18 protein-coding genes are annotated in these 23,879 nt (G+C 44.3%); 16 read left to right on the top strand and 2 right to left on the bottom strand.

The genetic code is table 11. The annotated features are described in order from the left end of the window. The first annotated feature begins 192 nt into the window (after nt 1-192). From DMI82_RS19775 to DMI82_RS10350, 13 genes are all read left to right on the top strand, one after another. Nucleotides 193-342 carry a hypothetical protein gene (locus DMI82_RS19775; RefSeq protein WP_156906918.1) on the top strand — a complete coding sequence of 50 codons (150 nt, stop codon included), beginning with the start codon at nt 193-195 and terminating at the stop codon, nt 340-342. A 105-nt stretch (nt 343-447) separates the two neighbouring features. Beyond that, nucleotides 448-3,030: an ATP-dependent chaperone ClpB gene (gene clpB / locus DMI82_RS10410; RefSeq protein ID WP_110103244.1), complete on the top strand. Its 2,583-nt coding sequence runs from the start codon at nt 448-450 to the stop codon at nt 3,028-3,030. A 287-nt stretch (nt 3,031-3,317) separates the two neighbouring features. After that, the gene (locus DMI82_RS10400; protein ID WP_044961487.1) at nt 3,318-3,491 is read left to right on the top strand and encodes a DUF4250 domain-containing protein; all 174 of its coding nucleotides are present in this window, start codon (nt 3,318-3,320) and stop codon (nt 3,489-3,491) included. 301 nt (nt 3,492-3,792) lie between these two features. After that, a complete protein-coding gene (locus DMI82_RS10395) occupies nt 3,793-4,311 on the top strand; it encodes a MarR family winged helix-turn-helix transcriptional regulator (RefSeq protein WP_021651325.1) in 519 nt (172 codons plus the stop codon). Next, entirely contained in the window at nt 4,304-6,466 is a 2,163-nt protein-coding gene (locus DMI82_RS10390) for an ABC transporter ATP-binding protein (RefSeq protein WP_110103242.1), read from the top strand. Before DMI82_RS10395 ends, DMI82_RS10390 begins: the two co-directional genes overlap by 8 nt. Next, nucleotides 6,463-8,295: an ABC transporter ATP-binding protein gene (locus DMI82_RS10385; RefSeq protein ID WP_110103241.1), complete on the top strand. Its 1,833-nt coding sequence runs from the start codon at nt 6,463-6,465 to the stop codon at nt 8,293-8,295. The genes DMI82_RS10390 and DMI82_RS10385 overlap by 4 nt, the downstream gene beginning before the upstream one ends. A gap of 396 nt (nt 8,296-8,691) precedes the next feature. Continuing rightward, nucleotides 8,692-10,059, top strand: coding sequence for a hypothetical protein (locus tag DMI82_RS10380; protein WP_092068733.1), 1,368 nt, complete (start codon nt 8,692-8,694; stop codon nt 10,057-10,059). 4 nt (nt 10,060-10,063) lie between these two features. Beyond that, nucleotides 10,064-11,215 carry an aminotransferase class V-fold PLP-dependent enzyme gene (locus tag DMI82_RS10375; protein ID WP_110103240.1) on the top strand — a complete coding sequence of 384 codons (1,152 nt, stop codon included), beginning with the start codon at nt 10,064-10,066 and terminating at the stop codon, nt 11,213-11,215. Between the two features lie 124 nt (nt 11,216-11,339). Continuing rightward, nucleotides 11,340-11,633: a hypothetical protein gene (locus tag DMI82_RS10370; protein ID WP_110103239.1), complete on the top strand. Its 294-nt coding sequence runs from the start codon at nt 11,340-11,342 to the stop codon at nt 11,631-11,633. A 104-nt stretch (nt 11,634-11,737) separates the two neighbouring features. Next, nucleotides 11,738-12,607: an AraC family transcriptional regulator gene (locus DMI82_RS10365; RefSeq protein ID WP_110103238.1), complete on the top strand. Its 870-nt coding sequence runs from the start codon at nt 11,738-11,740 to the stop codon at nt 12,605-12,607. Between the two features lie 172 nt (nt 12,608-12,779). Continuing rightward, nucleotides 12,780-15,149, top strand: a complete 2,370-nt coding sequence (locus tag DMI82_RS10360; RefSeq protein WP_110103237.1) for a glycoside hydrolase family 31 protein — start codon at nt 12,780-12,782, stop codon at nt 15,147-15,149. Between the two features lie 156 nt (nt 15,150-15,305). Beyond that, nucleotides 15,306-15,626: a putative heavy metal-binding protein gene (locus DMI82_RS10355; protein WP_015527228.1), complete on the top strand. Its 321-nt coding sequence runs from the start codon at nt 15,306-15,308 to the stop codon at nt 15,624-15,626. 5 nt (nt 15,627-15,631) lie between these two features. Beyond that, complete coding sequence (locus DMI82_RS10350) at nt 15,632-17,734, top strand: HelD family protein (RefSeq protein WP_092068398.1); 2,103 nt, start codon at nt 15,632-15,634, stop codon at nt 17,732-17,734. 98 nt (nt 17,735-17,832) lie between these two features. Here the strand turns inward: DMI82_RS10350 and DMI82_RS10345 are convergent, their stop codons facing one another. Both DMI82_RS10345 and DMI82_RS10340 read right to left on the bottom strand, forming a co-directional pair. After that, nucleotides 17,833-18,600 carry a response regulator transcription factor gene (locus DMI82_RS10345; protein ID WP_092068395.1) on the bottom strand — a complete coding sequence of 256 codons (768 nt, stop codon included), beginning with the start codon at nt 18,598-18,600 and terminating at the stop codon, nt 17,833-17,835. Nucleotides 18,601-18,604: 4 nt separating this feature from the next. Then, nucleotides 18,605-20,407, bottom strand: coding sequence for a sensor histidine kinase (locus tag DMI82_RS10340; protein WP_110103236.1), 1,803 nt, complete (start codon nt 20,405-20,407; stop codon nt 18,605-18,607). 285 nt (nt 20,408-20,692) lie between these two features. On the opposite strand from DMI82_RS10340, the gene DMI82_RS10335 reads away from it, so the two are divergent. The 3 genes from DMI82_RS10335 to DMI82_RS10325 all read left to right on the top strand — a co-directional run bounded on the left by DMI82_RS10335 (nt 20,693) and on the right by DMI82_RS10325 (nt 23,805). Beyond that, nucleotides 20,693-22,018 (top strand): ABC transporter substrate-binding protein, encoded by a 1,326-nt coding sequence (locus DMI82_RS10335; protein WP_015527223.1) that lies wholly within the window; start codon nt 20,693-20,695, stop codon nt 22,016-22,018. A gap of 84 nt (nt 22,019-22,102) precedes the next feature. Then, nucleotides 22,103-22,984 (top strand): carbohydrate ABC transporter permease, encoded by an 882-nt coding sequence (locus DMI82_RS10330; protein ID WP_242981829.1) that lies wholly within the window; start codon nt 22,103-22,105, stop codon nt 22,982-22,984. Beyond that, entirely contained in the window at nt 22,984-23,805 is an 822-nt protein-coding gene (locus DMI82_RS10325; protein WP_092068387.1) for a carbohydrate ABC transporter permease, read from the top strand. Before DMI82_RS10330 ends, DMI82_RS10325 begins: the two co-directional genes overlap by 1 nt. Nucleotides 23,806-23,879 lie beyond the last annotated feature (74 nt).

The following is a 23,879-nucleotide window of genomic DNA, read 5'->3' as shown; positions in this document are numbered from 1 at the left end:
CCATAAGCCTGCTCCTTAGATTAGATTTAGAGTTTTTAGAGTCAACTCCCAAAACTCTAATCAATAGTTTACATGCAACAGCCAGAAATTTCGATACACCCTCTTATTGGACGCTTACGTTGGATTGATATGCTCCCCATATGGTAGACAATGGAAATATCCAAAAATCTATCATATGAGGAGCATATTTTTATGTCTAGGAAACAGTATAGTAAGGAGTTGAAACTTGAGCTCGTAAAGAAACACCTTCCAATAAAAGAGCATAAAGGGCTAAAGGCGGAAATTAGTTTTTCATTTTACGGTTGCAAAAAAATAACACAAAAATTAGCACTCACCTCTTGACAGTGCTAACAAATAGTGTTATATTTCTCCTAGAACAAGAAAAAAGCACAGCATTTCCGGTATGCGAATATTGGAAATGCTTTTCATAGAATAGGAGGAAAGCCTATGAATATCAGTAAATTTACACAGAAATCCGTACAGGCTGTCCAGGATCTTGAAAAGATTGCTTATGAATATGGCAATCAGGAGATCGAAGAGGAACACCTTCTGTATGCTTTGCTGACACAGGAGGACAGCCTGATCCTCAAGCTGATCGAGAAGATGGAGATCCAGAAGGAATATTTTATTGACACAGTAAAGAAAGCACTGGATGCCAAAGTTAAAGTTTCCGGTGGACAGCTTCATTTTGGCCAGTATCTGAACAAGGCACTGGTCAGTGCTGAGGATGAAGCGAAGGCTATGGGAGATGAGTATGTCTCTGTTGAACATCTGTTTCTTTCCATGTTGAAGAATCCGAGCCTGAGCATGAAGAAGATCTTCAATGAGTTTGGAATCACCAGAGAGCGTTTTCTTCAGGCACTTTCTACAGTCAGAGGAAATCAGAGAGTTGTCAGTGACAACCCGGAGGCAACCTATGATACTTTGAATAAATACGGTGAGGATCTTGTGGAGAAGGCGAAGAACCAGAAGCTTGATCCGGTGATCGGCCGTGATGCGGAGATCCGGAATATTATCCGTATTCTTTCCCGTAAGACCAAGAACAACCCGGTTCTCATCGGTGAGCCTGGCGTTGGTAAAACAGCAGCCATCGAGGGACTGGCACAGCGTATTGTGGCAGGAGATGTACCGGAAGGTCTTAAGAATAAGAAGATTTTTGCCCTGGATATGGGTGCGCTGGTTGCAGGTGCCAAGTATCGTGGTGAGTTTGAGGAACGTCTGAAAGCGGTACTTGAGGAAGTGAAGAAGAGCGAAGGACAGATCATTCTGTTTATCGATGAGCTTCATCTGATCGTGGGTGCAGGTAAAACAGATGGCGTCATGGACGCAGGAAACATGCTGAAGCCTATGCTTGCCAGAGGTGAGCTGCACTGTATCGGTGCAACAACTCTGGATGAGTACCGACAGTACATTGAGAAGGATGCTGCACTTGCCCGTCGTTTCCAGCCGGTTATGGTAAATGAGCCGACAGTGGAAGATACCATTTCCATTCTCCGTGGCCTGAAGGAAAGATATGAGGTATTCCACGGTGTTAAGATCACAGACAGTGCATTGGTTGCAGCTGCCACACTTTCACACAGATACATTACAGACCGTTTTCTCCCGGATAAGGCAATCGACCTTGTTGATGAGGCCTGTGCGCTGATCAAGACGGAGCTGGATTCCATGCCTACAGAGCTGGATGAGCAGAGACGTAAGATCATGCAGCTGGAGATTGAAGAGTCTGCCCTGAAAAAAGAAACTGACAACTTAAGTAAAGAGCGTCTGGCTGATCTGCAGAAAGAACTTGCAGAGCTGAGAGATACTTTTAATACCCAGAAAGCTCAGTGGGATAATGAGAAGCATTCCGTAGAGAAGCTTCAGAAATTACGTGAGCAGATCGAGGATATCAATAAACAGATCCAGAAAGCAAAACAGAATTACGATCTGGAGAAAGCAGCAGAGCTGCAGTACGGCGAGCTGCCGAAGCTTCAGCAGCAGCTGGAAGTTGAGGAGAAGCAGGTTAAAGAGAGTGACAGAAGCCTGGTACATGAGGCTGTCACAGATGATGAGATTGCTCGTATCATTTCCAGATGGACCGGTATTCCGGTAACCAAGCTGACAGAAGGTGAGAGAACCAAGCTGCTGGGCCTTGAGGATGAGCTGCACAAACGTGTAGTAGGACAGGATGAGGGTGTCCGTCTTGTAACAGATGCGATCCTTCGTTCCAAAGCCGGAATCAAGGATCCCACAAAGCCGATCGGTTCCTTCCTGTTCCTTGGACCAACCGGTGTTGGTAAAACAGAGCTTGCCAAGACTCTGGCTGCAACACTGTTTGATGATGAGCAGAATATGGTACGTATCGATATGAGTGAGTACATGGAGAAATATTCCGTGTCCCGTCTGATCGGAGCGCCTCCAGGATATGTCGGATATGAGGAAGGCGGTCAGCTGACAGAGGCTGTTCGAAGAAAACCGTACAGCGTTGTTCTTTTCGATGAGATCGAGAAGGCTCACCCGGATGTATTCAATGTGCTTCTGCAGGTGCTGGATGATGGTCGTATCACAGATTCCCAGGGACGTACCATTGACTTCAAGAATACGATCCTGATTATGACTTCCAACATTGGTTCTCCGTATCTTCTTGACGGTATCGACGAGAAGGGAGATATCAAACCGGAGGCACAGGAGCAGGTTATGGGAGATCTCCGTGGACACTTCCGTCCGGAGTTTCTGAACCGTCTGGATGAGATCATCATGTTCAAGCCGCTGACCAAGGATAACATTGGCAAGATCATAGATCTGATGGTAAAAGAACTCAGTGACCGTCTGGCTGACCAGGAACTTTCCCTGGAGCTTACAGATGCTGCCAAACAGATGGTAGTGGACAACGGATATGATCCGGTTTACGGTGCACGTCCGCTGAAGCGTTATCTCCAGAATTACGTGGAAACACTGACAGCCAAGAAGATCCTTTCCGGTGATGTACATGCGGGAGATACCATTGTGCTGGATGTGAAGGACGGAGCGTTTACCGTCAGCACGAAGTAAAAAATAACTCCATAAAGTTATGATAGATTGACAAGGAAAAGAACTGTCGGTTCTGATAGAAATTCATTTCAGGATGAAAATCGGAACTAGGCAGTTCTTTTTTGGGACAAGGAATGGAATATTTTTATCAGATACTGAAGAAATAAAAAATCCTGAAAAATTTTTTTATTGTCTCTTGACAAAAAATAAAATTGGTAAGATAGTAAATCTGATATTTCAGATCAGACAGCTATCCAGCAGCATCTGGAATATTGGATAAATATCAGATAAAAGGATGGAAACAGATTATGATACCAAAGGACCCGGTAATGCTTTTAAGTTACGTAAATACACAGCTGCGGGATTTTTACAGATCCCTGGATGCCTTCTGTGAGGACAGAGGACTTAACAGGAAAGAACTGGAGGATAAGCTTGACATGATCGATTATGCTTATGATCCGGCTGTGAATCAGTTTGTATAAGAAAATCAGGAACAGAAAGAAGTACCCGTTTCGAATAAAAAAACGAAGCGGGTATTTTTTTGTGGAAAAATAGGAAAAACAGCAGAAAATAAATTAGTTTAACAAATTAATTAATAGATTTCAGGTGGAAATTAAAGAAGCTGTAAATCTTAAAAAAGTGTAAAATTCACAAAAACCAGTTGCATTTTTTGTGCAGATGTATATTATATATAGTTAGCCGACTAATTAAAAAAGAAGATCACTGCTTCGTATATCATTAACAAAGAGCAGGTGTCTGATCGGATGAGAGAGGAGTGACAGCGTGTTTTGTAAGGAGGAAGATGAGAAAGAAAGGCAGAGCAGCTTTTTATCTCTGTTTATGAAGGTAGACCGTTATTTTATGACGAAATGCTTTGGTCAGATGCAGGAGCTTGGGATTTATCCGGGACAGATACCGGTTCTGGGGCTTGTGTCCGGAAGGGATGGCCTGAGTCAGCGGGAAATTGCAAAGATCCTGCATATCAAGCCGCCTACGGTAAATGTATCGATACAGAGACTGGAGAAAGCAGGCTTTCTTTATAAGAAACCGGATGAAAAGGACCAGCGTGTGACCAGGATCTACATGACAGAAAAGGGAAAGGAAATCAAGGCAAAAGCACTGGAACGGATCCATAAAAATGAGGCTGTGATGATGGAAGGCTTCAGTGAGGCGGAACAGTGCCTGCTTCGGAGATTTCTGGAGCAGATCCTTGTAAATATCGAAAAGATCCAGCCGGAGGAAGCCATAGAAAAGCTTCATCCGGATGAAATGACAGAAAGGAAGGAACAGAAACGTGATTAAACTGATGAAATATCTGAAACGATCTGCAGGTTACATCGTACTCATCATTGCGCTTCTTTTTCTTCAGGCATACTGTGATCTGTCTCTGCCGAATTACACATCAAATATCATTAATGTGGGAATTCAGCAGAACGGTATTGAAGACAGTGTTCCTGAGAAGATCAGAAAGACGTCTATGGACAGTCTGAAGCTGTTTATGGAAGAGGATGATGCGAAAACTGTGGATGGATTTTATGAGGAAGAGGGAGATGATCTGGTATTAAAGGATAAAATCTCCAAAGAAGACAGAGAAGAACTCAACGATATCTTCGGCAAACCGATGGTGATCGTTTCTACTCTGACGTCCGACAGTGAGGAATCAAAGGCAGCTCTTGCAAAAATGGGAATCCCGGAAGGGACGGATCCACTGGCGGCTCTTTCTCAGATGCCGGCAGAGGCTTTGGCTGCTATGAAGGACCAGGTCGGAGAAAAGATCGACAAGATGCAGGAATCCATCATCACACAGGCAGGTGTTTCCTATGTTCGTGCAGAATATGAAGCTATGGGTGAAGATGTGGATGCCATACAGATGGATTACATGAAAGCAACAGGTATCCGCATGGTGCTGATGGCACTGGTCACCATGATGGCTGCAGTATGTGTGGTATTTCTTTCATCCAGAGTTGCTGCATCTATGGGACATGATCTCCGTGGGCTGGTTTATAACAAAGTCATAGGTTTTTCCAGCAGAGAGTACCATAAGTTTTCAACAGCATCCCTGATTACACGATGCACGAACGATATCCAGCAGATCCAGCAGGTAATGGCTATGATGTTCCGTATCGTGCTTTACGCGCCGATCCTTGGAATCGGTGGTGTGATCCGCGTGCTTCAGAGAGATTCCTCCATGACATGGATCCTTGGGGTGGCCATTGTACTGATCATGGCATTTATGGCAATGCTGTTCAGGATCGCAATGCCGAAATTTACAGCCCTGCAGACCATGGTAGATAAGCTGAACCTGGTAACAAGAGAAATCCTTACCGGTATTCCGGTTATCCGTGCATTCAGCCGGGAGAAACACGAGGAGGAGCGTTTTGAGGATGCAAATATCACTCTGACGAAGACAAACCTCTTTGTAAACCGTTGTATGACATTTATGATGCCGGTGATGATGCTGATCATGAACGCAGTTTCCGTACTGACCATCTACAGCGGTTCTTATGCAGTAGACAGCGGAAGCATGCAGGTTGGTGATGTTATGGCGTTTATCCAGTATGCAATGCAGATCATCATGTCATTTTTGATGATCACAGCAATGTCTATCATGCTGCCGAGAGCAAATGTATCTGCACGCCGTATCAACGAGGTGCTTGAGACAGAAGTCAGTGTCCAGGATCCGGAGGATCCGGTACAGCCTTCCCAGGATGTGAAGGGGACTGTAGAATTTGATCATGTAAGCTTCGCATATCCGGAGGCAGGAGAGAATGTTATCACAGACATTTCCTTCAAGGCAGAAAAAGGTGAGACAGTAGCGATCATCGGAAGTACAGGAAGTGGTAAGAGTACACTGATCAATCTGATCCCGCGTTTCTATGATGCAACAGAAGGATCTGTGAAAGTGGATGGCGTGGATGTCCGGAAAATGACACAGAAGGATGTCCGTGACAGGATCGGTTATGTTCCGCAGAAGGGTGTACTTTTCTCAGGAACCATTGATTCCAATATCCGTTACGGAAAGACAGAGATTTCGGAAGATGCAGTGAAAAAAGCAGCAGAGGTTGCACAGGCTACGGAGTTTATCGACACCAAGCCGGAGCGATATAAGACTCCGATCGCACAGGGAGGAAGCAATGTTTCCGGTGGACAGAAGCAGAGGCTTTCCATTGCCAGAGCTATCGCAAAAGATCCGGAGATCTTTATCTTTGATGACAGCTTTTCCGCACTGGATTTCAAAACAGACAGCACACTTCGAAAAGCGCTGAAAGAACATACAAAAGAAGCAACAACCATTATCGTGGCACAGCGTATCAGTACGATCTTAAATGCAGATAAGATCCTTGTACTGGACGATGGACATATGGCAGGGATCGGAAGCCATAAGGAGCTGATGAAGTCCTGCGAGGTATATCGCCAGATTGCCATGAGTCAGTTATCAGAGGAGGAATTGGCATGAGTCAGCAGAGAAGAAGAGGTCCGATGGGCGGACACGGAATGCAGCCAACAGAGAAGGCCAAGGACTTCAAAGACTCCATGAAAAAGCTCTTTGGCTATATGGGCAGATATAAATTTCGTTTTATCCTGATGTTTATCTTTGCAGTGGCAGGTACAGCGTTTAATATTGCAGGCCCGAAGATCCTTGGAAAAGCTACCACAGAGCTGTTCAATGGTCTGGTTGCTAAGGTAAACGGTACAGGCGGTATTGATTTCGGTAAGATCGGAATGATCCTTCTGTGGACTTTGGGACTGTATGTGGCAAGTGCATGCTTTTCCCTGATCCAGGGATTTGTTATGACGGGGATCTCCAATGATGTTACATACAATCTCCGAAAGGATATTTCAAAGAAGATCAACCGTCTGCCAATGAATTATTTCGAGAGCAGAACAAACGGTGAGATCCTTTCCAGGGTGACAAATGATGTGGATACCCTGCAAATGAGCATCAACCAGAGCATGACACAGCTGATCACATCCGTAACAACACTGATCGGTGTATTTATCATGATGCTTTCCATCAACGTGTGGATGACACTGGCAGCAGTGCTGATCCTGCCGGTTTCCATGCTTATCATTAATAAAGTAATGAAACACTCCCAGAAATATTTCCAGGCACAGCAGGAGTATCTGGGAAAAGTAAATGGTCAGGTGGAAGAGAATTTCGGCGGCCATGATGTGGTAAGAGTATTCAACAAAGAGCAGGATGTGCTGAAGGAATTTGAGCATGACAACCAGAAGCTTTATGAGTCTGCATGGAAGTCACAGTTCTTTTCTGGAATGATGATGCCGATCATGCAGTTTGTGGGAAATCTGGGATATGTGATGGTGGCACTTCTCGGAGGGCTTTTTGCCATCAAAGGAACTATCGAGGTTGGAGATATCCAGTCCTTCTTCCAGTATATCCGTAACTTTACACAGCCGATCCAGCAGATCGCCCAGGTTACAAACCTTCTACAGTCCTCGGCGGCAGCTTCTGAGAGGGTATTTGAATTTCTTGAGGAGCCGGAGGAAGAGCTTCAGCCGGAGAATCCGGATTCCATTGAGGGACTGGAAGGAAATGTACAGTTTGAGCATGTGAAATTCGGTTATAATCCGGATAAGATCATTGTAAATGATTTTTCCGCAGATGTGCATGACGGTCAGAAGATCGCCATTGTAGGACCTACAGGTGCAGGAAAAACGACGATCGTAAAGCTGCTGATGCGTTTTTATGATGTAAATGGCGGAAGCATCAAGGTTGACGGACATGATATCCGTAACTTTAACCGCAGCAATCTCCGTGAGATGTTCGGAATGGTGCTGCAGGACACCTGGCTGTTTTCCGGAACCATTATGGAAAATATCCGCTACGGAAGACTGGACGCAACGGATGAAGAGGTGATCGCAGCAGCAAAAGCGGCCCATATCCACAACTTTATCATGCAGCAGCCCGGCGGCTATCAGATGGTCCTGGATGAGGAAACCAGTAATGTTTCTCAGGGGCAGAAGCAGTTGCTTACCATTGCAAGAGCGATCCTGGCAGACAATAAGATCCTGATCCTGGATGAGGCCACATCTTCCGTTGATACAAGAACAGAAATGCAGATCCAGAAGGCTATGGATAACCTGATGAAGGGAAGGACCAGCTTTGTTATTGCCCACAGACTTTCTACCATTAAGGATGCAGATCTGATCCTGGTGATGAAGGATGGAGATATCATTGAGCAGGGAGATCATGAAGAGCTCCTGGCACGGAAGGGCTTCTATGCGGATCTGTATAACAGTCAGTTTGAACAAAAACAGGCATAATCCTGTTTTTGTTCATGAGGAAGTAGCGAAGCGGATTCCGAATGTCTGCTTTGCTGAAAGAGGCTCAGGCATAAGATAACCTGAGTATTGGGCAGGATTACAGCACCGGAAATGTACTTCCATCCGAAAAACGGATCGGCCACGTTTCCGGTGCTTTTTTTGCGGATTTTTTTCAGGTTAATGTGGTGAATAAATATTGTATAATTCATATAAAAATGATGGGAATAATAATATAAATTATATGAAAATAGCACAAAATCGTAAGAAAGTACAGTCTGTTCGGAAGAATAAAGAGGAATTCCATGATTCATACAGTATAATAGGATATATCGAGTGTGTGGAAAAACTACAAACTGGAAAATGCGGAATGTTAAAGAGAAGAGAGGTATTTTTATTATGAAACAGAAAGCAATGGATATGAAACTTGTAGTAAAACCGTTGGTTGGATGTCTGACACATACACATTTCTGGGAGGGACCATGTCGTGCCGGACATAAAGAGGATATGACTGTTGAAGCTGAGACAAAAGCAGCTGATGAGGCATTCAAAAATTCAGTTAAGGGATTACAAGGGGTTATTGATGAGGTAGAATTCACGGAGCCTGTGGATGTCCGCTATAATGAGTCTTTTGTTGTAGATAAAGACCTTTTTGCAAAAATCGGAGAGGATGTTGATGAGATCGATTGCTTCCTCTGCATGGGATGGAGAATTCCTAAGCTTGAGCGTTTCGGAAAGCCGGTCGTTATCTGGCAGAACGGAAACGAAGGAATTGATTTTGCAGCATACTGCCGTTCCATCGGAGTAGAGGCATATGTATGTATGGATCTTCAGGATGTGAATGAGATCATGCATATTCTCTGGGTAAGAAAAGCAGTTCGCAATACAAGGGCGCTTGTACTGACAGCAGGATCTCAGCCTACATTCGGAATCCAGAGTCTGATCCGTGATCCGGAGATCCTTCGTCAGCGTTACGGAGTTGAAGTGGTGAAGCTTCCATTTACATCCATCTTCAAATATATGGATGAGATCACAGATGAGGAAGCAAAACCGATTGCAGATAAGATCATTGCAGGATCTACCGATACACAGGTAAACACAGACTGGTTTATCAATGACGTGAAATATTATCTGGCTGCCAAAAAGATGATGGATATTTATGACTGCAACGCTTTCTCAACCGCATGTCATGAGCTCTGTACAACAGAAATCCCGCAGAACCGTAAATTCACACCATGTATGTGTCATTCCATCATGAAAGACGAGGGAATTCCAAGCGGATGTGAGGAAGACCTTAACGCATTGATGGCCATGCTGATCATGCAGTATGCCGGAAAACGTCCGGCATTCATGGGTAACCCGAACCACGAGACAGACGAGCTTCTCCGCATCCACCATGCAGTACCGGCTCTTCAGATGAACGGTTATGGAACAAAACCGCTGGCATACAAACTCTGGGCATTCACAGGCCAGGGATTCGGTGGAAAACTGCAGGTTGACTTCACAGAGAACGATGATGATTATATCACACTTGGACGTTTCAATCCGGCAGGCGATACCATGTGCATCAAGAAAGGCAAGGTTATCCGTTCTGAATATGCAGATACATACTGCAGTCCGTTCTACTACATCCAGATGGACGATGCAAGAGAATTCATGCACAATCTTGCAGGATTCGGACATCATCAGGTGCTGATCTTCGGTGATTACACAAAGATGATCAAGAAGATTGCAAAAATTATGAACTTCAATATTCTGGAAGGATGATTGGATGATATATCTGAACAACGGGGCAACTTCCTGGCCGAAGCCCCCTGCTGTTTTGGAAGCTGTGCAGGCGTGCCTTAGCGGCACGCCTGCTTCGCAGTTCCGGGGCGGCAGCTCGATCATGAAAAAAGATGTGGAAGTACTTTGCCGGGAAAAACTGGGACAGCTCCTTGGAATCAGGGAAACAGAGAGAATATTTTTTACATCAGGGGCAACAGAAAGCATGAATACAGTCCTTGGGGGGCTGGACTACGGTGAAAAAGGCAGTAGCATCCTGGTAACGCAGACAGAGCATAACAGTGTGCTACGTCCGGTATATAATCTGGAACAGCTGAGAGAACATCCGGTGCTGGTAGTGAAGTGTACGATAAACGGGACAGTGACGGAAGAAGCCCTGGAAACAGCAGTACGACCGGACAGCCGTGTGCTGATCGTGAACCACTGTTCCAACGTGACAGGCTGTGTGCAGGATATGGAGATGATCCGGGAATTTGTAAAGAGACATGGACTGATCCTGATCGTGGATGTGTCGCAGAGTGCTGGCTGTATCCCTGTTGATGCAGATAAATGGGAAGCAGATGCGCTTATTTTTACAGGCCACAAAAGTCTGATGGGAATTCAGGGAACCGGCGGATTTTATGTCAGGAGCGGAATTGAGCTGAAGCCTCTGAAATATGGGGGAACCGGAAGAAACAGCGCACAGCTTACCTACGAGAACAAAGATTATGAGTATGAGGTAGGAACTCAGAACATGCCGGGAATCACAGGACTTCTGGCTGGGGCGGAGTTTATTGAGCAGACAGGACTTGCGGCAATTATGGAAAAAGAAGCTCGTCTGATGGAAATGCTTTATTGTGGTCTGGAGCAGATAGAGGGTGTAAGGATCTACGGAAACCATGACGTATGCAGAGGACCTGTGATGAGCCTGAATTTTCAGGGACTGAAAGCTTCGGATGCCGCGTATATTCTGGAAAGCGGATATGGGATCATTGTCCGTTCAGGGCTTCACTGTTCGCCATTGATCCATAAGGCAATGGGAACAGAAGAGGGCGGAACTGTGAGAGTAAGTGTTTCGTGGTTTACGGAGGAGAAGGATATAAAGGAATTTTTAGGAGCTGCGAAGGAAATAGCAGCATCTGTGGCACGGAATATTTAGCAGGCAAGTTACAGAGCAAATTTATACGGATGTATTACGAAGAACGATCACAGGAATCAGTCATATAGGGCAGACAGCAGATCCACGGGAAATCTGCCTGTAAAGGAAAGGGGAATACACGATTATGAAAATAATAGGAAAACAGCCTTCCAGGGAAAAATGTGCAGAATCCGGCTGGTTTGCCTGGGATTATCTTCTGGATGAACCGGTAGAGCGGGAATTCATTCTGAAGTTGAGACCATTGGGTGGATTCACATATCTTGATATGCTGAAACAGCCGTTTTTTAAGATTGACAGCGATTACTATATGATAAAAGGAATTCAGGGTAATGATTATTTCCGCATTGCTGTCCATGGGAAGCACGAAGATCAGCTGGAAGAGTTAGAACGAACTATCACAGATTGCATGGAAAAATAATATCTGCTATAATATTGTGAGCGTAAGAAGACACTGGAAAGGCTGCCGGTCCTGCCGGAAACAGCTGATGCGATGACAGTGTCTGCGTTTACAGGAGGCAGAATTTGCGATTAGAGAGAGACAACATACCCCTTGACAAAGAATTTCCTTTTCAGATTTCAGAGGTGGAACTGACACCGGAGAACAGTCGGCCTGGAAGTTATCACTGGCACAGCTATTTCGAGATCACCTGTGTGTTGGGGGGCAAGGGAAATTATTTTGTAAACGGGCAGGAATATACAATGGAAGAAGATGACATCATCATCTTCAATAATGTGGAGCCTCATGGATGGAAGCTGATCGGTGGAGACATGAAGCTTCTTGTGATGATCTTTTCACCGGAATTCGTGGCCGAAAAGCTGAGTATTTTTGATACGGAATATCTGAAGCCTTTTGTTGAGAGAGGAAGTAATTTTAAGAACCGTATCGGCAGGGAAGAAGAGGTAAGCGGAGAGATCCGTTCCAGTATCTGGGAGATCTATCACGAATGGCAGCAGAAAAAAGAAGGCTATCCGCTGATGATCAAGGCGAATGTACTTCGCATCCTTACCATGCTGATCCGGGCTTATCAGGATAAGAGCAAGTCAGGGGAAATGCTCCGTGAGAAGAAAAATGCAATGAAGCGTCTTGAGCAGGCTTTTAATTACATAGATGATCATTACTGTGAGAAGATCACTCTGGAAGAAGTTGCTTCTTCCGTATATATGAGTTCCAACTATTTTTCTTCTTATTTCCGTAAGGTGACAAATATCAGTTTCAGCGATTATGTCACAAGGATGAGGATCAACCATGCGCGTGAGCTTCTTCGGGAAACAGATAAAAATGTTACGGAAATCGCCATGGAATGCGGATTTAATAATATTTCCAATTTTTACAGACTTTACAAAAAACACGTGGGGAAACCGCCGAAAGATGAGAAGCAGAAGAAACAGTAAAAATAGTTAAAATTCATGAGCGGATAAGTCATAGACGGAAATCAGGCTTCGATGTTAGGATAAAAGTAAGAAATTTTGTCCTGATATCGGAGCTTTTTTATTAGAAAGGCTCCGATATCAGAAACGGAATATTAATGTCTGATTTACCGGACAGATAAGGAGAAGGGAAATTATGGTTAAAACAGATAGCTATGTACAGTTTGAAGCAGGAAAGCTGACATACCGGGTGGTTCCGGTGACAGAGGAGATCATCCGCATGATCGTTTCCGGAAAAGAGATCAAAGAGGCACAGGACTCCCTGATCATTGAGAAAAAAGAATATCCTGAGGTTGATTTTTCAGCAGAGGAAAATGCAGGAAGTATCATTGTGAAAACTGTGAAAGTTTGTGCAGAGATCAACACTGCATCCGGTGATATCATCTGGAAGCATGCAGACGGAAGCAAGTGGCTTTCCCAGAAGAAACCGGAACTGACTGAAACAGATGTGATCCACTATAATACAGGCGATGAGGAGCCGATCATCAACCGTGTAAAGACAGTTGACGGTGAGAGGAATTTTATCCAGAATCTGAAAGCTGAGAAAGTAAGAACAGCATATCGTGGAAAACTGTTCTTCACATGGAAAGAGGATGAGGAAATCCATGGGCTTGGCCAGGCAGAGGAAGGTATTTACAATTACAGAGGTCACTGCCAGTACTTATATCAGCATAACATGCGTATCCCGATGCCGGTTTTGGTTTCCACAGAAGGATATGGAATTCTTGTTGACTGCTGTTCACTTATGACTTTTAATGATGATCTGAAAGATTCCTATCTGTTTCTGGATACTGTAGATCAGATCGATTATTATTTTATGGGCGGTCATACTATGGATGAGATCATCCATGATTACCGTTATCTTACAGGCAAGGCGCAGATGCTGCCGAAATGGGCTTATGGCTATGTACAGTCCAAAGAGCAGTATTACACGGCAAAAGAGCTTCTTGAGATTGTTCGCCACTACCGTAAGATCGGGGTTCCGCTTGACTGTGTGGTACAGGACTGGAATACCTGGGATCCTGGAAACTGGGGCGAGAAGATCCTGGATCAGAAGCGTTACGGAGATATGAAAGAATGTGCGGAGGAAATCCACAAACTGAATGCCCATACCATGGTTTCCGTATGGCCGAATATGAATGCAGGCGGCAAGAACCATACAGAGTTTTTTAAGACTGGTCATCTTCTTTATGATTATGCGACTTATGATGCTTTTAATGAAGAAGCGAGAGAAATGTACTGGAAACAGGCACAGGAAGGACTTTTTGACCAGGGCTTTGATTCCTGGTGGTGCGATTCCACAGAACCGTTTTCCGGTCCTGACTGGAGTGGTGCAGCAAAGAGAGAGCCATGGGAAAGATATGAGCTTGTCGGCGGTGAGCACAAGAAATATCTGGATCCTGCTGTTGCCAATGCTTTTGCACTGATGCATGCAAAGGGAATTTATGAGAATCAGAGAAAAACTACAGAAGAGAAACGAGTTCTTAACCTGACACGTTCCGGCTATGCTTCCGGCCAGAAATATTCTGCAATGTTGTGGTCAGGCGATACCTGTGCATCCTGGGATAATCTTAAGACACAGATCGTGGAAGGCCTGAATATGGGACTGAGTGGATATCCATACTGGACACTGGATATCGGCGCTTTCTTTACAGTTGCTGATAAGTGGCAGAACCGTGGATGCGGCTGCAACACAGATCCGGAGCCGAAATGGTTCTGGCAGGGCAAATATAACGAAGGTGTGAAGGATAAAGGATACTGTGAGCTGTATACAAGATGGCTGGAGATGGGAACCTTTCTTCCGATGTTCCGTTCCCATGGAACTGATACACCAAGAGAAATCTGGAACTTTGGTGAAAAAGGAACCATGTTCTATGATGCCATCGAGAAGTTTATCAAGCTCCGTTATCATCTGATGCCGTATATTTATTCCCTTGCAGGTGCTGTACATTTTAATGATTATACGATTATGAGAAGCCTTCTCTTTGACTTCCCGGAGGATAAAGAAGCACGCAAGGTTGAGAATGAGTTTATGTTCGGACCGTCCCTTCTGATCTGTGCTGTTACAGAGCCGATGTATTACGGACCGGAGAGTACTGAGCTCCATAGAGAGAAAACATGGAAATGCTATCTCCCGGCAGGTACGAAATGGTACGATTACTGGACAAACAAGGAGTATGAAGGCGGCCAGTACGTAACCGTAGATGCTCCGATCGACCGGATGCCGATCTTTGTAAAAGCAGGAAGTATCCTTCCTGTTGCAGAGGGACTTGTATATGCTTCCCAGAAACCTGAGGAGTCGGTGAAACTTATGGTATATCCAGGTGAAGACTGCAAGTTCACTATTTATGAGGATGAGGGAAATAACTACAATTTTGAAAACGGTGCTTATGCAACAACAGAGCTTACCTGGGATGATAAAACAGGAACTCTGACTGTTGGCGGGCGTCAGGGAAGTTATCCGGGAATGGAAGAAGTTTCCTATGTGACTGAAGTTGTAAAATAAATAAGCGATAATAAGGAAAGACTGTCTGAAAAGGTGCCTGGCATCTCTTTGGGCAGCCTTTTTTTACTCTATACATCGTGACGGCTTTCGGGTATAATTCTGTAATAAGGCATTTTTATGCCTGAGAAAAAACAACAAAAACGGGAGGATTTTACCATGATCATAACAACAACGCCATCTGTAGAGGGAAGAGCAATCCGTGAATATAAAGGAATCGCATTCGGAGAAGTGATCACAGGAGTAAATTTTATGAAAGATCTTGGAGCAGGTCTTCGGAATTTCTTTGGCGGCAGAAGCGCCGGTTATGAGGAAGAACTTCAGAAAGCCAGAGGAGAAGCCCTGGCAGAGCTGGAGCAGCGTGCAGGTGCAATGGGAGCTAATGCAGTGATCGGTGTGGATATTGACTACGAAGTGCTTGGTGCAGATAATGGAATGCTGATGGTAACAGCAAGCGGAACTGCTGTAGTGGTGGATTAAGGCTTATGGCAGCGGTAAAAAACGGACGTGAATACCTTTCACATGTGACAGAGTCATTAAAGCACAGGATCGCACAGCTGGATGAATCCATAGAGGCCGGACAGAAAGAAATCGAAGGTATGCATGAGTACTACTGGGAAAACTATACAGAGATGGACCAGTACGGATATGAGAATTTTGATAACCAGCAGGCACTTCTCCATGAGATCAATGCCAGCAATGAGAAGATCGAACTGCGTCGGAGATTCAGGAAGATGATGGATTCACCGTTTTTCGGAAGGGTGGATTTCTGCTATGAAGGAGAAGATGAGCCGGAGATATTTTATATCGGAATTGCGAACCTGGCTGAGGAGAACGGCGGACTTCCGCTGATCTATGACTGGAGAGCACCTGTGTCCGGACTGTTCTATGATTTTGACAAGGGACCGGCTTCCTACCAGGCTCCGCTTGGCGAGATCCACGGGGATATTGCTGCCAAGTGGCAGTACAAGATCCGCGGTGGAAAAATGATCTATGAGTTTGAGAGTGATGTGAAGATCGACGATGAGATCCTGAAGGCAGAGCTTGGAAGCAACGGTGATGTACAGCTGAAGAATATTATCCGCACGATCCAGAAGGAGCAGAATGCGATCATCCGAAACACTTCGGATCGTATCATGGTGATCCAGGGAGCAGCAGGAAGCGGAAAGACTTCCATTGCCCTGCACAGGATCGCTTATCTCCTGTATCATGACAGGAAAAATCTGAAATCTTCTTCTGTGCTGGTGCTTTCACCGAATGGGGTGTTCTCGGACTATATTTCCCATATCCTGCCGGAGCTTGGCGAGGAGAATATCCGGGAGATGAGCTTTGACCTTTTTGCATACAAGAGACTGAAAAATGTTGTTTCTGACTGTGAAGACAGATATGATCTGATCGAGCGTCAGATTGCAGGATTATGCGATGAAAAGCTTCTGAAAGAGAAACTGTCACGGGATTTTCTGGATCGTATGGAAGGATATCTGGTGGAGCTTGAGGACAGCCTTATGAACTTCCGTGATGTGGAACACAGAGGCGTGGTTAAAAAAGAGCAGGAGATCATAGAGCTTTTTTACTTTAAATTCATGGATATCCCGCTGCTTTCCAGAATGGATGCAGTAGCAGAATATTTCATTGATGAGGTGGAGACTCTTAAGGGATTCGATCTTCCGGATGAGGAAAGGGAGGCTGTGAAGAGCCGTTTCTACAGGATGTATGAGACAAGAGATCTCTATGTGCTGTACAACCGTTTCCTGAGACAGGAAGGTTTTCCTTCTCTTCCACAGGTTCAGTATGAAAAAAGAAAGCTGCGCTATGAGGATGTGTATCCGGTTTTGTATCTGAAATATCGGCTGGAAACTCAGCAGGAGGATTCCGGTGTGCGCCATCTGATCGTGGATGAGATGCAGGATTATTCCATGATCCAGTATCTGATCATTCAGAGACTCTTTAAATGTAGGATGACTATTCTTGGGGACAGAGAACAGACTATGGACGGCGAGCAACAGGATGTGCTGACATTTCTGCCTAAGATCTTTGGAAAAGATATACGCAGGATCGTGATGAACAAGAGCTACCGTAATACTGTTGAGATTGCGTCTTATGCCAATAAACTGGCGGGAATTACGGAAGTGGAGCTTTTTGAACGTCATGGAAAACCTGTTGTGGAAAAAGAATTTCCGGGGCTTGAGGAGGCACTGGAGAGCGTAGTGAGAGAGCTGCGGCTTGAGAAGCAGGCAGTCATAGCTGAGAATGCAGATGAAGGTGTTGAAGATATTATTTCATATGAAACAGCAGCAGTGATCGCAAGAACTGCAGATGAAGCAAGGGAAACTTACTACATTCTGAAGGAGAAGCTGGAAGCAGAAGGCTTTGATACCAAGGAGCGTTTGTCCCTTCTTCACAGAGACAGCACAAACTTCCAAAAAGGCCTGACTGTCACAACATTCTACATGGCAAAGGGGCTGGAGTTTGATCAAGTATTTTCTGTATTTCCTGGGGAAGACCGAAGTCCGATCGTGGAGCGGGCGAGATATATTGCGGCGACGAGAGCTCTTCATGAATTGTATATGTATGAAGTTGTGAAATAAAATATAAAAAGTCATTTCAGAAGCCGGATGCTTTGGGAACAGAGCATAACCGGACGTCGTGAAATGACTTTTTTGTTTATATATACCTGGAAAATTTATTAACTGATCTGCTGGCGCTCTCCCTCATCTTTATATTCCAGAGGGCTTTTCCCTGTATGTTTCTTAAAGATCCTGCTGAAATATCCCTGGTCGTGATAGCCGCACATTTCACCGATCTGTTTTACAGAAAGGGAAGGCTCATGGATCAGCAGCTTCTGTGCATGGCTCATCCGGAGATTGATCAGATATTTGGTAGGGGTGCAGTCATAGACCTGACAGAAGATTTTGGTCAGGTAGCTGGGACTGTAGTTCATGGTTCCTGCAATCAGGTTCAGGTTGATATCCTCTGCATAATTCTGTACCATGAAGTTCTTGAGAAGCTCTGCAATCTGTCCCGGTGACATGCAGGAAGCACCTGGGGCGAATACGGTTTCGTAGTCATCACGTTTGATCTGAAGTTCCTGTTTGATCTTAAGGAGAACATTTTGGAGTTCGTCCGGATCTACAGGCTTCAGAAGGTAATCAGAAACCTTCAGCGTGATGGCTTTTTTTGCGTATTCAAAATCAGAAAATCCGCTGGTGATCACAAATTTCGTAAAGGGAAACTGATCACGGATCCTGGTGAGCAGGGTGATTCCGTCCATGACGGGCATCTTGATATCCGTAAATACCACATCCGGGCTCATCTGTTCCACCAGCGAGAGGGCCTGTGCACCTGTCTGTGCTGTGCCGATCACCTGAAAATCAGGATCTGCTTTTTCAATCTTATGTACCAGATTATTCAGAAGAAGTTCTTCATCTTCTGCCACAATAACAGTATAGTTCATAGTATTATTCCTCCGCATCTGTCTGAAAATACCGTCCAATAGAAACAATTCCGTGGCCGTCCGCTGTATTTCCATACCTGAAAATGATGTCATCTTTGCAGAAGAGTTTCCAGCGGAGAAATACATTGACAGTGCCAAGACCGTTGATCTTCAAAGCAGGCATGCCGGGATTTCGAATGGCATTCATGATATCTGAATTTATTTTTTTCTTGGCTTTTTCAGTGAATCCCGGTCCGGTGTCTGTAACATCGATCTGCCAGCTGTTTTGGTTTATTGTACTGCTGATTGTGATAGTCCATGGCGGTTCGCAGTCAGAACCATATTTGATAGCGTTTTCCACAATAGGCTGGATGATCAGCTTCGGAACCGGCTGATCCAGAAGAGATTCATCCACATCAATGGAATAATTCAGACTGGACTGGTAGCGGACCTTCATGCAGTAGAGATATTTCTGGACATAATCAAGCTCTTCGCGGAGTGTTACAGTTGTTTCAGCAGTATTGGTAATATAACGCATGATCCTGGAAAGATTGCGGCACATTTTTTCCACGGTATCCGTATCTCCGTTTTCTGCAAGCACCATAATGCTGGAAAGAGAGTTGTAATAAAAATGAGGATTAATCTGACTCTGCAAAGCCATGCTGCGTGCTTTCATTTCCTGCTCCTTGGCTTCGTTAAGCTGAGTCATGGAATCTTTTAGGTTATCGCTCATCAGCTGGAATGCCTGATACAGTTCTTCCAGTTCATTGACGGAAACCGGATAGGAAGTGACTTTTTCCTGGCCGAGAGTGTCCATTTCCATACGCTGGATAATGTGCTTCAGGTGTTTCACCGGTTTTACTACAGAACGGGAAAGCCTGTAGGAAACGATTACTGCTGCGGCAAGAAAAGCAGCAACAACAGCCAGAAGGATCTTCAGCATTTTGTATACAGGGGCAAGGATCACAGATTCCGGCTGGATAGTCAGATAAGTGTAGCCTGTATATGCGGAATTCAGTCTGGAGACGTATTCTTTCTGATCTGTGACGGGACTCTGTACGGTAAGGGTATCCTGGTCAGAATCAGTAAGTTTGTAATATTTTGAAATATCATTGGTATCGTCGGCTGTGATATCATAAGGATAGATAAGATCGCCGGACTCATTGAAAACATAGACACTGGCAGCATTTCCGTGATTTTTTTTCTCATAGGAAATGATGCTCTTAAAGATGGATTTACATTGTTTGGCGGTTTCAATCACGCCGACACCACGGCCGTACTGGTTGGTGAAGGAGCGGTACAGGGAGATGAACCACTGGGGATAGCGGGCAGATTTGGAATAGACGTAAGTGCTGTAAGGAGCTGTCAGGACTTTTTTTCCGTTGGCTTCACGGGCTTTCTGGATCCATTCATTATGAGAGTCGTCGCTTTTTTTGACCATGGTGGAAAGGCCGGCCTGGAGCACATATCCGGAGAAATCATAAAGATTTACCTGATCTGCTTTCAATTCAGTGCCGCTTAAGGAGATAAAAAGATCGGACATGGCAGAAAGCATTTCATCGGAAATATTAAGGTCAAATTTCTGGTCGAGAACGGATTTCGACATGTTGCTGTAATTGATGTTTACAGATACAGTGTCAAGATTCTGGATTGCAGAGTCTACCTGGGACTGAAATGTGGAATTTAAGGTGCTCATGGCACTGATCTGGCTTTTCTTCAGCTGCCCGGATGCAAAAACATAAAAGAATATGGCAAAAGAAAAAAGGATCAGGCAGGTCATGCCAAGGTAGGCGATAAAAAGTTTGGACTGCAGACTGCGTGTTTTCATATTGGTAAGCCCCCTGTGTGTGAAATGGTCGTGCAAAACATTGGCTAAAAGTATAGCACATTTGTAAAAAAAGTACAAACCGTAAAAATGTAATTCTGAAATAGTGCTTGAAAATGTCAATAGAAACTTGTGTATAGTTACGGAAAATATGAAAAAAGTATAATAAACTGTGAAAAAAGTACAAATACAGGGCAGGAATATCCATGGCTTTTAAAATGATCAGATGATAAACTAATATCATCAAGAGAGAACGAAAAATCAGTTCAAAAAAAGGAGGAAACATTAATGAAAAGAAAGAGATTTCTGGCAGTAGCCTGTGCAGCAGCAATGATCGCTTCCATGACGACAGGACTTGCAGTGAACGTATCTGCAGCGGATGAGAAGAGCGATTTCGCAGGCGAGGAGCTCAGCATCCTGGTTTCAGCAGGATGGATGGACAATCGTTACGATGAGACAATTAAACGTTTTGAGGATACCTACGATGTTACCGTAGACCTTCAGACAATTCCGGCTGATCAGTATTCAGATCTTCTTCAGTCCAAACTTGCTACAGATTCCTGTGCAGATATCTTCTGGATCCAGTCCAACCCGTTTGCAATTGAATCTACCATCGTTGATCCTGAGAAATACTGCATCGACTTTACAGGAGCTTCCTGGGAGAATGTTATGCCGGAAACAAGAAAAGAGTCCTGCGTATACAATGACAAACTGTACGGACTTCAGATCTGGAACGCATCTCCGGAGTATGTAATGGTTTACAACAAGACACTGTTCGAAGAGAACGGCTGGGAAGTACCGACAACATATGATGAGCTGAAAGAACTCTGCGGTAAGATCCAGGATGCAGGAATCACACCTTGGTTCATGCCTGGTGCAGATGGATGGCAGCATCAGCTGGCATTTTTCCAGATCGGCGGCGTTTATGAAGAAGCAACACCTGGTCTTTATGACGAATTAAATGAAAACAAAGCAACATTTGCAGATAACGAGAAGATGCTTGAAGTTCTGAATGAGTTCAAAGAACTCTCTGATGCAGGATACTTCGGAGAAGACTGGATCGGAACAGACAGTACAAACATGTCCAACGAATTTGGTGACAGAAACTGTGCAATGGCACTTGCAAATTCCAGTTTCATCAAACAGATCCAGGAAGACACAGGCACATCTGATGAGTTTGGAATGTTCCTTGAGCCACTTGGCGACAATACCTGGTATCCAAGCAGCAACTCCGGCCCGACAATGTTTGGTTACAAGGGAACAGAGCATGAGGATCTTGTAAAAGAGTTCTTCAACTTCGTTACAACAACAGAGAGCCTTCAGGAAATTCTTGACAACTCTCCGGCATACACAAACCTTGACGTTAACGATGACAAGCTTGAGCAGCACTGGCTGCCGGAGGAGCAGGAGTTCCTTAAAACAGTTCCGGATGACAAGAAGGCTGTTGTAACACTTCAGACAGGTACAAAATATACAAACGATTACTGGACACAGTTTGGTCAGGATATGGTTGCATTCTGCCAGGGCGAGATGGAAGCAAACGATGTTCTTAAGAATATGGATACCAACCGTGCTGAGGCAGCAAAAACTGTAGGCGACGAGAACTGGAAATAAATAACAGAACTTAAAACTAGTTGACCCGAAGGCAGAGCCGGTATTTGCCGGCTCTGTTTTAACTTAAAACAGGAGGTGCTTTCTGTGAATAAGAAGAGAATCTATCCACAGTGGTTTCTGATACTGCCGTTGGCATTATATATCATTTTTTTCCTGCTTCCCAGTGTAATGGGTGTTGGTTACTCCTTTACAGACTGGAACTCCAGAAGTGTTCTTAATGGTACTCATTTTGTGGGACTGCAGAATTTTGCTGAGATTTTTACATCAGATAAGTCTTATCTGAGCGGTATTGGCAATACATTGAAGTTTACTATCATTTCCAACATCGTTAAGCTGATCCCGGCTCTTCTGATCGCGATTATGCTTCAGGAGGGACTTAAAGGCAAAGGGCTTTACAGAACATTGCTCTACCTGCCGTCTATTCTGCCTTTTGTAATCATTGGTCTTGTATTTAAATCCATCCTGAATTATAATAACGGACTTTTAAACACACTTCTTGATGTATTCCATCTTGGAATTTTCAAACAGAAATGGCTGTCTGATCTGGCTATTGTATGGAAATCCATCTATGGTGTAGATGCATGGCGAGGTATTGGTTATGTTATGACTATCTTTCTTGCAGGTCTGAATACGATTCCGAAATCTTATTATGAGGCTGCACAGATTGACGGTGCAAACTTCTGGCAGAGACTTCGGTATGTAACACTTCCGATGCTGAGTGGTGCTATCATGATCAACCTTGTATTTGGTATTACATATGGTCTGAAAGTATTCGATATTGTTTATGTACTTACAAACGGTGGCCCTGGACATGCAACAGAGGTTCTTACAACTTATGCATTCCAGCTCTATTCCAGAGGCCAGTATGGAATGTCTTCTGCATTGAATACTGTTCTTCTTGTAATTACAGCGATCATAGGTGTATTTATTGTTAAGACATTGAGTAAACAGGAGGTACAGCAGTAATGGCAAAAAAAAGAATTCAGAATTTATTAAAACATGTTGTATGTATCCTGCTTTGCTTATGTGTCGTGCTTCCATTTTATATGGTATTGATCAACTCTTTTAAGACAAAAGCAGAGGCAGCCAGAATGAGTCTGGCACTTCCTACAGAGTGGGTATTTTCCAACTACTCTGAGGTTATTGAAAAAGGAAGTCTGATCCAGGGATTCCTGAACAGTTTTGCATATGCGCTGATCGCTACAACACTTGGCGTTGTACTTTGCTCCATGGCTGCATTTGTTATGTGCCGTAAGAGAACAAAATTGAATGTATTCCTGTATTACTTTGTACTTTGCGGACTGTTCTTCCCGGTCAACTATGTAACATTGGTACGTGTACTCAGTACACTGCACCTGAACGATACAAGAGTTGGCATTATCATGGTATTTACCAGTGCAATGATTCCGTTCTGTGTATTTACCATCCGTAACTTCGTAATCTCTGTCCCGGTTGAGCTGGACGAGGCTGCTGTTATCGACGGCGCAGGCCCGTTAAGCCTGTTCTTCAAGATCATCATGCCGCTTCTGAAACCAACTATGGTAACATGTTTTATCCTTCAGTTCATGACAGTATGGAGCGATTTCCTCACACCTTTGTATCTGTCAAGCAAGAGCCGTCTCTTCCCGATGACAATGGCTGTATATCAGTTCTTCGGAAAGAACAAGAGTTACTGGAACTATATTTTTGCTGATATCGTACTTACCTGTATCCCGGTTATCATTGTTTACATGATCGGCCAGAAATACATCGTAGGTGGTATGACATCCGGTGCGGTAAAAGAATAAAGAAAAATATTATAAGAATTATAAAAAAGCACTGCGAGATGAAAAGTTGGATTCATCTTACAGTGCTTTTTACT

The organism is Blautia sp. BCRC 81119 (genome assembly GCF_003184505.1).
Lineage (GTDB): Bacteria > Bacillota > Clostridia > Lachnospirales > Lachnospiraceae > Blautia_A > Blautia_A fusiformis.
Note: the sequence above shows the minus strand (reverse complement) of the source record. Positions and strands in the feature narration are given on the sequence as shown.